Origin of the sequence: Bradyrhizobium macuxiense (genome assembly GCF_001542415.1) — a bacterium.
Classification (GTDB): domain Bacteria; phylum Pseudomonadota; class Alphaproteobacteria; order Rhizobiales; family Xanthobacteraceae; genus Bradyrhizobium; species Bradyrhizobium macuxiense.
Genome location: NZ_LNCU01000029.1, coordinates 41,728 through 56,694 on the forward strand (window position 1 = coordinate 41,728; position 14,967 = coordinate 56,694).

17 protein-coding genes are annotated in these 14,967 nt (G+C 60.5%); 12 read left to right on the plus strand and 5 right to left on the minus strand.

The annotated features are described in order from the left end of the window. Both recG and AS156_RS06455 read left to right on the plus strand, forming a co-directional pair. The coding region (gene recG / locus AS156_RS06450) for an ATP-dependent DNA helicase RecG (protein WP_066501509.1) at nt 1-1,516 on the plus strand (1,516 nt) is incomplete at its 5' end. 125 nt (nt 1,517-1,641) lie between these two features. Next, nucleotides 1,642-1,929 (plus strand): GIY-YIG nuclease family protein, encoded by a 288-nt coding sequence (locus AS156_RS06455; protein WP_066501511.1) that lies wholly within the window; start codon nt 1,642-1,644, stop codon nt 1,927-1,929. Nucleotides 1,930-2,053: 124 nt separating this feature from the next. Here AS156_RS06455 and AS156_RS06460 read toward each other — a convergent pair whose 3' ends face one another. From AS156_RS06460 to AS156_RS06480, 5 genes are all read right to left on the minus strand, one after another. Next, nucleotides 2,054-2,911 carry an NAD(P)-dependent oxidoreductase gene (locus AS156_RS06460; protein WP_066501513.1) on the minus strand — a complete coding sequence of 286 codons (858 nt, stop codon included), beginning with the start codon at nt 2,909-2,911 and terminating at the stop codon, nt 2,054-2,056. A 64-nt stretch (nt 2,912-2,975) separates the two neighbouring features. After that, entirely contained in the window at nt 2,976-3,752 is a 777-nt protein-coding gene (locus AS156_RS06465; RefSeq protein ID WP_066501518.1) for a DUF502 domain-containing protein, read from the minus strand. A 93-nt stretch (nt 3,753-3,845) separates the two neighbouring features. Then, on the minus strand, nt 3,846-5,672 hold the full coding sequence (gene glmS, locus AS156_RS06470; RefSeq protein WP_066501520.1) for a glutamine--fructose-6-phosphate transaminase (isomerizing): 1,827 nt from the start codon (nt 5,670-5,672) through the stop codon (nt 3,846-3,848). A 142-nt stretch (nt 5,673-5,814) separates the two neighbouring features. After that, a complete protein-coding gene (locus AS156_RS06475; RefSeq protein ID WP_066501522.1) occupies nt 5,815-7,014 on the minus strand; it encodes a tyrosine-type recombinase/integrase in 1,200 nt (399 codons plus the stop codon). Then, nucleotides 7,011-7,265: a helix-turn-helix transcriptional regulator gene (locus AS156_RS06480; RefSeq protein ID WP_136626047.1), complete on the minus strand. Its 255-nt coding sequence runs from the start codon at nt 7,263-7,265 to the stop codon at nt 7,011-7,013. The genes AS156_RS06475 and AS156_RS06480 overlap by 4 nt, the downstream gene beginning before the upstream one ends. A gap of 985 nt (nt 7,266-8,250) precedes the next feature. On the opposite strand from AS156_RS06480, the gene AS156_RS06490 reads away from it, so the two are divergent. From AS156_RS06490 to AS156_RS43700, 10 genes are all read left to right on the plus strand, one after another. Continuing rightward, nucleotides 8,251-8,466 (plus strand): hypothetical protein, encoded by a 216-nt coding sequence (locus AS156_RS06490; RefSeq protein ID WP_066498661.1) that lies wholly within the window; start codon nt 8,251-8,253, stop codon nt 8,464-8,466. Nucleotides 8,467-8,641: 175 nt separating this feature from the next. After that, a complete protein-coding gene (locus AS156_RS41810) occupies nt 8,642-9,379 on the plus strand; it encodes a hypothetical protein (protein ID WP_136626048.1) in 738 nt (245 codons plus the stop codon). Continuing rightward, entirely contained in the window at nt 9,336-9,806 is a 471-nt protein-coding gene (locus AS156_RS06500; RefSeq protein WP_136626049.1) for a hypothetical protein, read from the plus strand. Before AS156_RS41810 ends, AS156_RS06500 begins: the two co-directional genes overlap by 44 nt. Beyond that, nucleotides 9,803-10,198 carry a hypothetical protein gene (locus AS156_RS06505; protein WP_066501542.1) on the plus strand — a complete coding sequence of 132 codons (396 nt, stop codon included), beginning with the start codon at nt 9,803-9,805 and terminating at the stop codon, nt 10,196-10,198. Before AS156_RS06500 ends, AS156_RS06505 begins: the two co-directional genes overlap by 4 nt. A gap of 183 nt (nt 10,199-10,381) precedes the next feature. Continuing rightward, nucleotides 10,382-10,591, plus strand: a complete 210-nt coding sequence (locus tag AS156_RS41815) for a hypothetical protein (RefSeq protein ID WP_136626050.1) — start codon at nt 10,382-10,384, stop codon at nt 10,589-10,591. A 1,071-nt stretch (nt 10,592-11,662) separates the two neighbouring features. After that, nucleotides 11,663-12,361: a hypothetical protein gene (locus AS156_RS06510; protein WP_136626051.1), complete on the plus strand. Its 699-nt coding sequence runs from the start codon at nt 11,663-11,665 to the stop codon at nt 12,359-12,361. Then, nucleotides 12,351-12,860: a hypothetical protein gene (locus tag AS156_RS06515; RefSeq protein ID WP_066501548.1), complete on the plus strand. Its 510-nt coding sequence runs from the start codon at nt 12,351-12,353 to the stop codon at nt 12,858-12,860. Before AS156_RS06510 ends, AS156_RS06515 begins: the two co-directional genes overlap by 11 nt. Nucleotides 12,861-12,974: 114 nt before the next feature. Beyond that, entirely contained in the window at nt 12,975-13,937 is a 963-nt protein-coding gene (locus AS156_RS06525; RefSeq protein WP_136626052.1) for a hypothetical protein, read from the plus strand. A 15-nt stretch (nt 13,938-13,952) separates the two neighbouring features. After that, complete coding sequence (locus AS156_RS06530) at nt 13,953-14,624, plus strand: HK97 family phage prohead protease (RefSeq protein ID WP_082747263.1); 672 nt, start codon at nt 13,953-13,955, stop codon at nt 14,622-14,624. 71 nt (nt 14,625-14,695) lie between these two features. Next, nucleotides 14,696-14,967, plus strand: a 272-nt coding sequence (locus AS156_RS43700) for a hypothetical protein (RefSeq protein WP_210184208.1), incomplete at its 3' end; no start/stop codon positions are given.

A 14,967-nucleotide genomic window follows, 5' to 3' on the forward strand; every position in this document is an offset into this window, starting at 1 on the left:
CCCGCCGCTCCGGGAGGCGCTGACCCGTGTGCATGTACCGGTCGAGTTGACCGACATTTTGCCCGACGGCCCGTTCTGGTCGCGGCTGGCCTTCGACGAACTGCTCGCCGGCCAATTGGCGCTGGCGCTGATCCGCGCGACGCTTCGCCGCCCCGCCGGCGACCGCAATGCCGGCGACGGCCATCTGCGCAAGAAGGTCATCGACGCCCTGCCCTATGCGCTGACCAAATCGCAGCGCGACGCAGTCGCGGCCATCACCGAGGATCTGCGCCAGCCGGTGCGCATGCTGCGGCTGGTGCAGGGCGACGTCGGCTCCGGCAAGACCGTAGTCGCGCTGCTTGCGGCGGCCGCCGTGGCCGAAGCCGGCAAGCAGGCCGCGCTGATGGCGCCGACCGAAATCCTGGCGCGCCAGCACATCAAGACCATCGCGCCGCTCGCCGAGCGCGCCGGCATGCGGGTTGCGATCCTGACCGGTCGCGAGAAAGGCAAGGAGCGGCGCGAACTGCTGGCGCGGCTCGAAGCCGGCGAGATCGATCTTCTGGTCGGCACCCATGCGCTGATCCAGGACGACGTAATCTACAAGGCGCTGGCGCTCGCCGTCGTCGACGAGCAGCATCGTTTCGGCGTGCGCGAACGTCTCGCCCTGACCTCCAAGGGCGAAGCGGTCGACGTGCTGGTGCTGAGCGCAACCCCGATCCCGCGCACGCTGGTGCTGACGTATTTCGGCGACATGGATGTCTCCGAGCTGCGCGAAAAGCCCGCCGGCCGCCAGCCGATCGACACCCGCGCGGTGCCGATGAGCCGGATCGAGGACGTGATGGACGGCGTCGGCCGCGCGCTCGACGCCGGCAAGCTGATCTACTGGATCTGCCCGCTGGTCGATGAATCCGAGGCCGAGGGCACCGAGCATCTGACCAACGCGACGGAGCGTTTCGAGTCGCTGCAGAAGCGGTTCGGCGAACGCGTCGGCCTTGTCCACGGCCAGATGAAGGGCACCGAGAAGGATCGCGTGATGGCGCAGTTCGTCGCGCACGAGATCAGCCTTCTGGTTGCGACGACCGTGGTCGAGGTCGGTGTCGACGTGCCGGCCGCGACCATCATGGTGATCGAGAACGCCGAGCGCTTCGGCCTCGCACAACTGCATCAGCTGCGCGGCCGCATCGGCCGCGGCTCGGAGGCCTCGACCTGCCTCCTGCTCTACAAGGAGCCGCTGGGCGAAATGTCGAAGGCGCGGCTGAAGGTGATCCGCGAAACGACCGACGGTTTCAGGATCGCCGAAGAAGATCTGAAGCTGCGTGGCGAAGGCGACGTGCTCGGGATCAGGCAGAGCGGCCTGCCCGGCTACCGCATCGCGCGCTCCGACGTGCACGCCCAGCTGATCACGCAGGCTCGCGACGAGGCGCTGCGGATCATGAAGGACAATCCGAAGCTGAAAGGCGAGCGCGGCGAGGCACTGCGCTGCCTGCTCTACCTCTACGAACGCGACGAAGCCGTCCCGCTGATCGGCGCGGGGTAACGTTCTCACCACCGTCATTGCGAGCGAAGCGAAGCAATCCATCGCTCCGCACGAGTGGATGGATGGATTGCTTCGTCGCTATCGCTCCTCGCAATGACGGTATACGTTGGGGTTCGGAGAAGACAATGAAGCAACCCTGCGTCTATATCGTCGCGAGCAAGCGTCACGGGACCATCTACACCGGCGTCACCTCCAACCCACTCAAGCGCGCGTTCGAATACCGGGAAGGTCTGGTCGAGGGCTTCTCCGCCAAGTATGGCTGCAAGATACTGGTCTGGTATGAACTTCACGGCACCATGCTCGACGCGATCGCACGGGAGAAGCAGATCAAGGCAGGCAGCCGGGCGAAGAAGATTGCACTGATCGAAGCGCTGAACCCCGACTGGAGCGATCTCTACAGCACGCTCGTATAATCCCGGCGTTCCGAACTTCCTCCCCACCGTCATTGCGAGCGAAGCGAAGCAATCCATCTCTCCGCGTATGCGGATGCATGGATTGCTTCGTCGCTTCGCTCCTCGCAATGACGGTGAGAGAGCGTCAGACCTCTCCCACCTTGCCACCCTTCACAAATGCCATCAGCTGCGCGACGTCCGTCCGCGCGCCTTTCTCGTCGGCGGCGATGTGGTCGAACAGGCGGGCAAAGCCCTCGTAGACGAGGTTCGCGGGGTGATCGGGGCCGAGGAAGGCCGCGATCTCGCGCATCTCGGCGACCCAGCGGTAGGCTTTCGGCACCATGTCCGGCAACGCCACGTCGAGCTTGGCGAGCAGTTGCGGCTGGCTTCGCGCGAGCTCATCGCGCAGCGCGTCGGCCGCGCCGGCGCGGGTGGCCGCGAGCACCATCGCGGCGGCGACCGCGGTCACGCCCTTGTTGATGCCCGCATAGGACATCTTCAGCGCGGAGGCCGCGCCGACCGGTCCCTCGACGATGCGGATGTCGAGCCCGAGATCGCGGAGCACGGTGACGTCGCCGGTGTGCTCGCCCGACACGAAGAATGCCGGCCCCGAATGGACCGGCCGCGGCGGAAAGCCGATGATCCCTGCGTCGACGAAACGCGCACCCGACGATGCGATGATCTCCTCGATCTTGCCGACGGTCTCGACGCTGACCGCGTTGCAATCGACCACCACGGGCGCGGTTTGCTCTCGCGTGATCGCAGCTGCGAGCCGCTCGGCAAGCGTCACCGCCTCGCTCGGTGGCACGATCGACAGGATGATGTCGGCGCAAGCGATCTCGGCATCATCGGCCGCGATCATGCCGGCGTCGTGCGCGCGCTGCGCTGTGGCGGCGCTGCGGCCTTCGAGCGAGGTCAGCACGCGCGCGCCGCGCCCGGTCAAGCGTTGCGCGACCGCGCTGCCCATGGCGCCCGGTGCTAGGATCGCAATGGTCATAGACATCGTGACCTCCGTTCGAAGGTGGGTCGGCCATGCGCCACGGCCGCGCTGCTTCCGGAACGTCCCGTCAGCCCTCGACCTTGGCCGGCGTCGGCGGCTGCAGCGACGCCTGGTTGGCGATGCGCGCGGCATTGGCCATTCCGGCGAGCGCCGCGGCGCGCTTCTGATCGTTGGTGCCGGGCTGCACCACGCCGGCCGACATGATCAGCGTCGCGGCATCCTCGGCACTCATCTCGACCTCGATGATCTTGCTCTTCGGCACGTAGAAGAAGAAACCGGTGGTCGGGTTCGGCGAGCACGGCAGGAACACGGACATATGCTCCTCGTTGCCCGGCAGGCTGGCCGACACGTCCGGGCTCGGCGACTGCGAGATCAGCACGATCGACCACATGCCCGGTGACGGAAACTCGACCAGCCCGACGCGGCGGAAGCTCGATCCATTGCTGGAGAACAGCGTCTCGAACACCTGCTTCAGGCCGCGATAGATCGCGCGCACGGCCGGAATCCGCCCGAGCAGCCTCTCGCCGAGGTCGAGCAACGAGCGGCCAACCAGGTTCGCGGTCAGGAACCCCAGCAGCGTCAGCGCGATCACCGCCACGACCAGGCCCGCGCCCGGCAGCCCGAACGGCAGATAGGTCTCGGGGCGGTAGGTGACCGGCACAAACGGGCGCACCAGGCCGTCGACCCAGGTCACGAACCACCAGGTCAGGTACAGGGTGATCGCAACCGGTCCGGCCACGACCAGGCCGGTCAGGAAATAGTTGCGGAAGCGCGCCATCAGCCCCCGGGGGGCGTCCGGCGGCAGGTCACCCGGCTTGAGGGGAGGCACTTGGTTGGAAGTCATTGCGGTTCCAGGTCGTCGAGCGGCCGTGATTCACTACCCAGCTAAGCCATCCCAGCGGGTTTTTGAAGAGGCTCGTTCCGGCGGCGCTTGCGACTATTCGACCGTGACCGATTTTGCCAGATTCCGCGGCTGATCGACGTCGGTGCCCATCACCACGGCGGTATGATAGGCCAACAGCTGCACCGGGACGGCATAAACGATCGGCGCGAAGGCCGCCCCCATGTCCGGCATGACGATCGTCACCAGCGATTGGATCGTCGCCTCGGCCGCCCCCTTGGCGTCGGTCATCAGGATGATCTTGCCGCCGCGCGCAGCGACCTCCTGCATGTTGGAGACTGTCTTCTCGAACACCTTGTCGTAGGGCGCGATCACCACGACCGGCATGTGCTCGTCGATCAGCGCGATCGGCCCGTGCTTGAGCTCGCCTGCGGCGTAGCCCTCGGCATGGATGTAGGAGATTTCCTTCAGCTTCAGCGCGCCCTCCAGCGCCAACGGATAGCTGGTGCCGCGGCCGAGATAGAGCACGTCGCGCGACTTCGAGAGCTCGCGCGCCAGCTTCTCGATCTGCGGCTCGATCGTCAGCGCCTCCGACATCAGACGCGGGATCTCGACCAGCCCGTGCACCAGCTTGGCCTCATCGGCGTCGGAGAGCTCGCCGCGCGCCCTGCCGGCGGCGACCGCGAGCGAGGCCAGCACCATGAGCTGGCAGGTGAAGGCCTTGGTCGAGGCGACCCCGATCTCCGGGCCGGCCACCGTCTGCAGCACGATCTCGCTTTCGCGCGCGATCGTCGAGGTCGGCACGTTGACGACCGACAGCGTGTGCGCGCCCTGCGCCTTGGCGTAGCGCAGCGCGGCCAGCGTGTCGGCGGTCTCGCCGGACTGCGAGATGAAGATTGCGAGATCGCCCTTGCGCAGCGGCGCCTCGCGGTAGCGGAATTCCGAGGCCACATCGAGCTCGACCGGCAGCCGAGCAAACCGTTCCAGCCAGTACCGTCCGATGAAGCCGGCATAGCTCGCGGTGCCGCAGGCCGTGATCGAGACGCGCTGGATGTCTTTGAAGTCGAACGGCAGCTTCACCGGCAGCGTGACGCGCTCGGTCGCCATGTCGACATAGCGGGCGAGCGTGTGCCCGACCACTTCCGGCTGCTCGTGGATCTCCTTCGCCATGAAATGCCGGTAGTTGGCCTTGTCGACCAGAGCAGTCGCAGTGGTGTGCTTGATCGCCTCGCGGTGAACGATCGCATTGTCCTTGTCGAAGATGGTCGCGCCCTTGCGGGTCAGCACCACCCAGTCGCCGTCCTCAAGATAGCTGACCGTGTCGGTGAACGGCCCGAGCGCGATCGCGTCCGAACCGAGATACATCTCGCCGTCGCCATGACCGACCGCGAGCGGCGGGCCGTTGCGGGCGCCGATCATCAGATCGTCCTCGCCGGCGAAGATGAAGCCTAGCGCGAACGCGCCGCGCAACTGCGACAGCACCGCCCTCACCGCCTCGATCGGCTTGACGCCGCCCTTGAGCAGGTGATCGACCAGGTGCACCACGACCTCGGTGTCGGTCTCGGTCGTGAACACCGTGCCCTTGGCTTCGAGCTCCTCGCGCAGCTCGCGGAAATTCTCGATGATGCCGTTGTGGACCACTGCGACGCGTCCGGTCGCATGCGGATGAGCGTTGTTCTCGGTCGGCCTGCCGTGGGTCGCCCAGCGGGTGTGGCCGATGCCGGTGTGGCCGGCGAGCGGTTTCGCCTCGAGCCGGGCTTCCAGATTCTTCAGCTTGCCCTCGGCGCGGCGCCGCGCGACCCCGCCGCCCTCCAGCGTGGCGACGCCGGCTGAATCATAGCCGCGATACTCCAGCCGCTTGAGCGAATCCACCAATTGCTCCGCGACCGGAGCGCGTCCAAGAATGCCGACGATGCCGCACATGCGGTTCAATGTCCCCAAAAATCGCCGAAAATTTGCCGAAGCGGCGACACGGTCCCTTAACGGGAATCGCCGGCCGCAAGATACTCAATAATTATTGCGGTGTCTAACAGTCCAGACAAATCAACGACTTCCCATAGGTTCTCTACGCTTTGCGCTGGGTATTTCCCAGTTTCCCGATTACGGCGAACTGTGCCCTCTTGGTCGCCGCCTTCCGGGCAGCGCCAGCCTCGATTGCAGCATCCCATTTCACGACTGCATTCTCGTTCATAGTGGCTTGCTGGGCTTGCTGGCAATAGAACAACGCCATCTTGGGAGTCTTGTGACCGAGTACCGCCATGATCTCAGGGACGGTGCAACCGGCAAGCGCCAATTCCATCCCGGCATTCTTCCTCAGACCATGCATGGTGAAGTCAGTCAGGCCGAGATCATGCAGGCGATTGCGGATAGCATGGCTCAAGGTCTGCGCGTTGGCGTATGGCGCATCATAGGCGTGATGGAAGATGTGCTCCCGGTTGGTCCGCCGCTGCTCACGTTTCAGCACTTCAAGCAACGGCTTCGGGCAGTTCAGCCAAAGCTTCTTTCCGGTCTTTTCTTGTACGACATGCAGGCGCTTGCCGTCGAAGTCCTCCCATTTCATCTTGACGACATCGCCGCCGCGCTGGCCGGTGTAATGCAGGCCCATGCGAACGAACTTGAGATGCCATGGGCAATCGGAGTCGAACTTCTCAATCGCGTCCTCAGTCCATGCGAGATGCCCCTCGCCGTCGTGCTCATAGTGCCGCGTGATCCGGGTAGTCGGATTGATCCTGCCCTTCCGCTTGAACTCCCGGAAGCCGGTGGCGAACTGCCAAAGGTTGCTGATCATGGCTATCTGATCGTCACCCGCCGATGGCCCATGCTGGCGAGCGATCTCTGCGCTGTAAACTTCGACGGCCTCCTGATCGAGATCGGCGAGAGTGCCCGCCCCTAGCCGCGCCTTCAAAAGGTCCAGCGCTCTACGGTAGTTGTCTCGCGTCCCCTTGGCGTAGGCTTTCTTGCTATCCGGATTGAATGCCTCCGAGCCGAGATACTGCTCAACGAACCATCCAAGCGTACCCGGCAGATACTTGACGTTGCCGGTATCGACGTTGCGCTTGATCCTCACATTCGGATCACGAGGCTTGGCCGTCAGTGACGCCAGCAAGTTGTCGTAGGCTACGCCGAACGCTGCCGACTCCTCATCCTGCGGCAGCGGTGTCAGCTTCCCGGTCTTCGGGTGCCGGAAGTAGACATAGAAAGAGCCGGTCTTTAATGGGACCGGCTTCCTGTAGAGATGTTTGCGTTTCGTGGTCATGATCGTCATCCCATACCTAACAGCTTATGCATGGTGTTCTCTGATGACTGATCGATCCCCTTGAAGCCTTCGAACGCTGCATCAAGGTCGAGCCGATCCCAGCACACCACGCCTTTGATCCTGATCGGCTGAGGCATCACGCCATCCTCAACCAGTCGCAGGAACGTTGACTTGCTCAAATCCAAGTAGGCAGCGGCACGCTCTGCCCTCATGGCGCGCGGCGGATAACAGGTCTGATCGGAGATCGACTTGGCAGTCACCGACGCACCCCTGAAGATACTGGGTGCCCCTCTTCGGTAGGATTAGTCGAAGGACTTACGCCGGTCCCCTTGCTCCCGAAGAACTTACGGTAATCCGAACGGCTCCCGATGGTGACCGGCATAAGGATGTTCGCATTGTGAACCCCCTCCCGGTTCTGGCGAGCGACCTCCGCAGCAACAGGACCGACGATAAGCGGAATGCCGACGACGACCAGATGCAGGCTTGCGGGTACAGGTCCCGCAACATGACGCCAATAGGACGCTGCAGGCCGCTTATCATGCCTCGTAGACCCTACAGAAATAGGGTCGCCAGAAACGATAACCGCATGGTCAGCACCATCCCCGCAAAAGCGCCCGAGAACGCCATGTTTACGGAGTGACTGATATTCGATCTTACAGGATGGCCGAGAGCATACGAGCTGGCGTCCGCTGGTGCGCTTGAATGACTTTTCGCAGACGAGGCACCGAGCGGCGTAATGCATCCTGAAGCAACCACGGCTGCAGAATGCACTGCGCGGGTTCTCCGTTGGAGTGTCAAGCTTGGTGCGGCAACGGCGACAATGATGACGTGATGACATGCCTCGCGATGTATCGCCGTCATCGGAGTCGGCAAGTCGCCATGTGCGAATGGAGTCCCGGCCCATCAGTTTTTGCCGCAGACGTGAAGGGACCTTAACGCGCTGTAATCTTCAAGCGTCCAAGACAAGTTTTACTTGACAAGTCAACCCGGTATCTATTCATATCACGAAAATGTGATCAGCGCGTGAGAATTCAAGAAACCGCTGTGAGACAGGCATTTCTTTGATTTTTCGGATTTGTAGAAGGGCGCGAGACGGCCGAACGGCCTCGACATTTGCCCTTTCATCGACTCTATTCGCGCGCACGTTACTGTCCCTGCGCAAGCCAGCTTCAAAAATTCAGAACGCCTCCGAGAGATCGGGGGCGTTTTTCGTTTCACCCCGAACATCAGAGAGTATCAATGCAAATGGCCGCCATCACCAAGCAACCGGTCTTCGCGCTCGATCTCATGTCGAACGCGCAGCTAGTCGATCAGTATGGTCTTATTCAAGACCCGGACTTCGATGCCGATCCGCACATGCATCAATGGCTCGACGCGGTTGGCGACGAGATCAGTCGCCGCGAAGCAGATGGGCGCTTTGCTGAGGACGAGTTCGATCATCTAGTCGCCGCCCGAAAATGAAAAAGCCGCCCGTGCGGGGCGGCTCTCTCCAACATCATAAACACCAAACAAAGAATTATTTTATATGTCAAATAACTCCGCAAAGCAAGGGCGCAAGGTAGAAAGGCGCGCTCATCGTCGGCTTAGACCAAGCGTTCCGAAAGCTGTTTTCATCGCCCGAACCCGTGTGAGGGAATTGGCGAGGGTATTCGCCCATCGCTTTGGCGACCAGCTCCCAGATAGCGACACTGGTCGCAGGCTGCTCGATATCGCCCTAGTCCACATCGCCGATAGCGACCGTGCCAACCCCGACAAGTCGGTACGGGATTTTGCCGACGAATGGGCACCATGGCTCGATGATGATGAACACGAGGCCATGATTGACGAAGCGTTCAACCGCCGCCGCCGTCGCAAATGGAAGGCCGATGCACTCGCGGCAGAGCTTGAATTGACGTTCGCCGATCGGCAACAGCTCAAGATCGTCACGATTGGCGCAATCGACATGAACGTCGATGCTCGCACCACTCGCCGCCGTTCGCGCAAGAATGAAGGCCGGGCTCAACGTCGCCACGCCAAGGGCGCGAAGCCGCGTTGCCAGTCGCTGGCACAAACGCAGCCGTGGAAGAAACTCGGCATTGGCAGGACCACCTACTTCGAGCGGAAAAAAGCAGGCATTCTGTATGATGTCCGGACTGTCCGGACGAATACGCCCCCACTAGTGCGAAGCACAGTTAGTGCCGGAAAAATCGACGCAGACGATGCAATGACGCGCGAATGGAATGGCGCGCTATCGACCATCGCTAGGATCATCGAAAGACAAATTCAATCGGCCAAGCGCCGCGCCCCTCTGGGGCGCGCGGCAAGGTCCAAAAGCCAAAGGAAACGAATAGATGAGCAATGTAGTTTCACTCGACGCTTACAAACAGCGGACTGAGGCGTCCAAACAGCCGCCGCCGTCAGATGATTACGACGCAATGATTGCATGGGCTGGAGGCAACTTCGACAGGCTTCTTACCCTGTGTCGTCGCAATGCCTACTGGCCGACTTGGATCACGCATCAGATGGAAGAGTGTGGCGCGCGTCCTACGGTCGCGCAAACGCAGATCATTAAGGAGCTTATCAGCACGGCGGGACCATACGATCTTACGCGTCGCCAACGTTGGATCATGTGGCAGATTGCAGATGGCGTTCTCGACCTCAAAGAGCTGGTCGCGGCGGCTCAGACTGCGGTCCCGTTCGCTGGATGCACAAAGATCGACCGTTGTGTCGGAAACGATCTTAGCAGGATGAAGACGCTGCTCGTCGGCAAAGAGCCGCGCCAGCATAAGCTCTGCGACGCATACGCAAGGGGCTCGAAATGAAACTCGTTGACCGCATGTCCCGGCCATCACATCAGGCCGTCGCCACGAAGACCCGCAGCATCAAAAACCTTGATGAGCTATTCGCCTATCTCGACGGCGATGACGATCAAAGTGTAGCAATTGCCGCACTAAAGACTGACGAATACCGGGCAGCACTGATCAAGGCCGCCCGGCTCGATCCGTCACTTGATGCCGCATTGATCAAGACGGCGGAAGCAATCGCCGCCTGTGCTGAACCCGGTCAGGCCGATATAACGCTCAGGGTCAACTACGGCATGATCATGGCCATCAAACGGCTACGATATGCCGGGTATCTCTCGGCGCACAAAGGTGTTGGCGATGGGCGTTATAGGGCGACGCTCGCCACGAAATGGACAGATGCAGCGAAATAGTCGTGATCCGCTACCCGCATCCGTCTTCGCATGTCCCGTACAGCACAGGATATCATTGAGATTGGGAGGGAGTTGAATGCGGTTAGGGCGCGGCTGACGCCAACAACTCCATTGCGTAATCCTGACGGGCGAATGGCCGGAAGAGAAGGAGGATTTACTGCTTGGGTCGAACGAGAGTTCGACATGAGTTATGACAGCGCGAAGCGCTTCATGAATGTTGCTGAGACATTTGGAGGCCGAATTGCGCACGGTGCGGAGCTGGAAAGCCTGAACCCCGGAGTTCTTTACGCACTGGCGTCGCCAACGACTACGCCAGAAGTCCGTACCGAAGTCATCGAACGTGCTGCTGCTGGCGAGACGGTGACGGTTGCTCTACGTGGCAATCGCCTTTGATCAGTACCGCAAGGGGAATGTCGGCATGAGCATGTGTTTTGCCGGGTACGCCTTCTCTAATGTCGGCCTTTGGCTTGGGGCTTCGTGACTGTCAGTTTCGGACAGTGACAATCACGACTTGACATCTAACGCAAGTGCCAATAACTCGCGCCGCTTTTCGAGCATGGCGTAAACGAACACGCGATACACAAGGCAGCAAGGTTCAGTTTGTAGTACCGGCCCAAACGTTCAGGCCGATGCGCAACGATTGCGGGACGCCATCCCGGAAACTCTGCAATAATTGCAGAATTAAAGCTCAGCTTGACATCGATCGGCTGGACCCGCTGCCTACGATAGGCATTGGACAACTTGACGACTGGCAACGCTGCCAGTGAACCGATGCTCTGACTGGCCGAAACGGCCAGTGACTATTGCTTTGCAAGATGCTGAACGTCGAGCAGTTCGGCAATCGCCGATACCCACTGCCATAGCTCATCCTGCCCTATGGGCAGATTGCCGCTTGGGTGAAGCTTGACATCCGCGCTGTGGTGATCATCCAGACCCGGTTGCCGGAAAGCTCCTAGCAGACTCACTGAGCGCGTTGACGTAGCAGGCTTACTGAGCAGCACCGATCGGATTAAACGCACCACGGACTCGCGCAGACTCAGCAAACGGCATGCTGGCGACGATGCTCGTCGAGACCCGCAGCGCCAACACCACAAGAGCCAAACACTCACACTGATCGAGTGCATGAAGCGCCTGATGAGCGAGAGCGTAAGCGATGCTCTCTGCTCTCCGATCGAGCGGGTAGCAGAGCGATGCTGACCGGCTTGGAGCGGGGCAAAAGGAAGCGAAGGCATCGCGCCTAATAGGCAATGGTTACCCTTCCACGGCAAGGCCGGAGGTAGGTCCCGCACCGGCTCGCAGTAGCGCTACGGAAAGTGTAGCGCGAAGCGGTCATCAGGAAATGAAGGCTCTGGATCGCCCTGCAATAGGCTTTAGGTTCTTCCGGTAATCCGAACACCCCATGGTGGCGCTCGCGCTGCTGAGTTCGGTACGTTCGGAAAATCAGTAGAGTGGTGAGATAATTATATGCAAAAAGGTACAAAAATGACAGATCAGACAGAAACCGGGTTGATTTCCGATGACATGGCGCAACGCCTGATCATGGTGTCGCCCAAAGAGTTCCAGAAACTTGTCAAGGACGGCTGGATCACTCCGGAGACACGCAATCCCGTTCGCTTCCGGCTCGTCGCCGTGGTGCAAGGCCATATCCGGGCTTTAGAACATGAAAGGACGCGCGGTCGCAGTGTTGCAGAGCTTGCGCAACATCTCGGATTGAGTGTCAAGCGGGTCAACGAGCTGCTGGATAACGGCACAATTGAACGTCAGGCTCGGGCCGACTACGACCTCGATACCTGTAGGCTTGCCTACCTCGCGAAGCTCAGGGCTACGGCGCAAGGCCGTGGTGCCGGTGGCGAAGGCGACGCCTCCCTCAGCGCCGCCCGCACGAGGTTCATGGTAGCCAAGGCTGAAGAGGCTGAAGCCCGTGCCCGGCAGACATCGAGCGGATGGGCACCGATCCTCGATTTGAAGGTCGCCATGACGCGATCGATGACGGCCTTGAGGGAGCTTCTGCTCAGCTCACCGGGTCAGCTCGCCCATAGGCTTGTCGGTCTCAGCCGCGCCGAAATCCACCACGAACTCGATCGGCATATGCGCGCCGTTCTCAACAGCATCGCCGATGGGCACATTGCCCGTGCCGTCGAGAAGGCCGCCCATGAGGGATAACAACGAACAGGCGACTACCCTCGACGCGATCGACTTCGATACCTACGCCGTCCCTGCGAGCTGGAATGATCCTTCGGAACGGAGCTTCGCTCACGTCCCGCGTATCACGGTTGATCATGGTGCGCAGCCTTCCTATCCGCACCACTCCGGACGCCAACCCGATAGCGCCGACGCCATGGAACGCGACCGGCTGGCCGAGACTAGTCGCAGGCTTCCTTCCGCAGAAGCGGCTCGTCGTTTGAGACTGGCCCGCGTTCTGTTCGAAACGCGGCGCGATCAATCGAAACGCTTGGCTTGCTTTCGGAAGGAAGTGGTCGAGGAAAAGATCGAGACCGAGATCATGCCCATGATCGCATGGATGATTGGCGACTACCTTCCCGGCGACGAAATCCCGGAGGCGGTCGAACGTTTCGTCGGCGAACTGTGGACGGCGATCTCACGGTGTAAAGCACGAAAACCATCCGCTCACAAAACTGTGATCAAAAAGACACGGAAGTAACTAAATACCACATCAATGAAATCAATATGTTAGCCGATGTGCGGTCTGTCCTCCGCGCCATAGGTAGGACCCGCGTTCAACGCCAACCAACATTCGAAAGATAGGAACATCACCTTGGGACTCATGAACCTGATCATGGGCACTAGCGCCCATAACGACATTAAGAAGCTCGCCGCTACGCTCTCCGACGCGCAAGTGAGGCGCGCGGCAATGGCATCCGCGATCGGCAACGATCGTGCTGAACTTCTCGCACTCGGCAAGCAATCGGAACGCCTCTTCGCTGACGGCGACGAAGCTGGCGAGGCAAAAATCAATGCCAAGATCGGCACCATTGAAACACGTCTTAAACGCCGCGAAGGCGTTCTCAAGATCGTCGATGCCGAGATCGCCGACGCGACTAAAAGCCATGATGCGGCGGTTCGCATGCAGATTGCGGAAGGTGTCGCGAAGGATAAAGAAACTGCGCTCGAAGAGCTGCGGCGCAAGATCGCTGTAGCATCGACGGCACTGGCCGACTTGCACCGCGCAGCCGAGCCGCTGGTTTCGGACAGTCATCTCATCCGTCAGGTTCACGAGCTGGTCGGGATGCTTCCTCACGACCTTGAACTAGCTCTCAATCATGCGGAAGAGGAAGTTGCGTTCATGATCTCCGGTTTGCGCTCCGGCTCGATCTCGCCGTCGATGCCGGTTGAGCATGCTCACGCGCCTGTCGAAGTAGTCGCGAAACCCGCCATCGAGACCCGCCGCATGCTGGTGCTCGCCGATGTTAAATGGCGTCACGACGACAACGAAGTGAAGGCCGCTGCGAAGCAGTCCACGGCTGATATGCCGACCGCTACCGCCGACAAGGCCGAACGTCTTGGCTATGCCTGCGCAGTTGGCTCTCCCGCATGGAAGAAAAACAACATTGGTCGTGGCATCGTCTCTCTGCATCCTTCTGTGACTGGGATTGTCGATCTCGACGACGAGAACCTGCAACAGATGAAGGTCGCGTTCGGCTTCGATCAGCACAAGGTCGATGCGCATATGCAAGAGCGCATCAATGGCAAGCTCACGCAGAACTTCGCGGGCTTCTGATAGGGATAACACAAAATGAATAAATTATTGGGTCCGCCCGGCTGGACGCGCTTATCGACCGAACGACGGTACGCCTCAGGCGGCAGTCCCCGCACACTCGATTTAACTAACCGCAGCGTCGATGCCGTCTTGTCGAAGGGCTCTGACGTGGTTCGCGCTTACGGCGTTGAGCGACTAGCGATCACGCCAAAAGCGGTTGACATCTCTCGCGTTGAAAAAGGAGTCGCACCTGTCTTGGATACACACCGGCAGGAAAGCATCCTTGGAAGTTCGATCGGCAAGCTTGCCGCGGTGTGGTTTGAAGGATCGTCACTGGTAGGCCGTCTTCAATTCCACAAGACCGATGCAGGCAAAGCAGCCTTCGGAATGGTTCAGCGTGGCGAAGCAAATGCAATTTCGATAGGCTATTCCGTACAGAGCTGGGAGATCACAGACGAAGATGGACGAGTGATCGATCCAGCAAAAGAGCGTCTTCGCGTTGGAGAAGCTGATTACGTTTTCACTGCCACGCGCTGGTCGTTGTACGAGTGCTCAATTGTCTCCTGTCCGGCAGACCCTGATGCGCAGATTAGGCAATGGGGCGGTAATCGCGACATCGCAGACCCGGCTGAGTATAACCGCTTGGCGAAATTTCGTATGGAGACTCGCCAGCGCATGTTGCGGCGCGAGCGCATGTATCGCAAATAATGCTTCACTCTCGCACCGCAGACATCCGCGAAGCTCGTCGGATTGCAGCGCATGAATGCGGACATGCACTGGTGCGCTGGGCAACCGGCGTACCGATCGCCTTGATGACGATCGTCGGCGTTGACGGTGTACGAGGCAGGGTCAGTGGTGCATTCGATGACTTGGACTCCGATGCAGATTACTTCAATAGGATAGTTGTTCTAGTCGCAGGTCACATCGGCGAGAAACATCATCTCGGCGAGAGTAAGGGGCTGAAAGGCAGTGATCGTCGCAAGGTCGATGACTGCGCTGCATGTCTCGCCGATAATGCGAACGCAAGATCACTCATCGTTCGCGCTGCGGA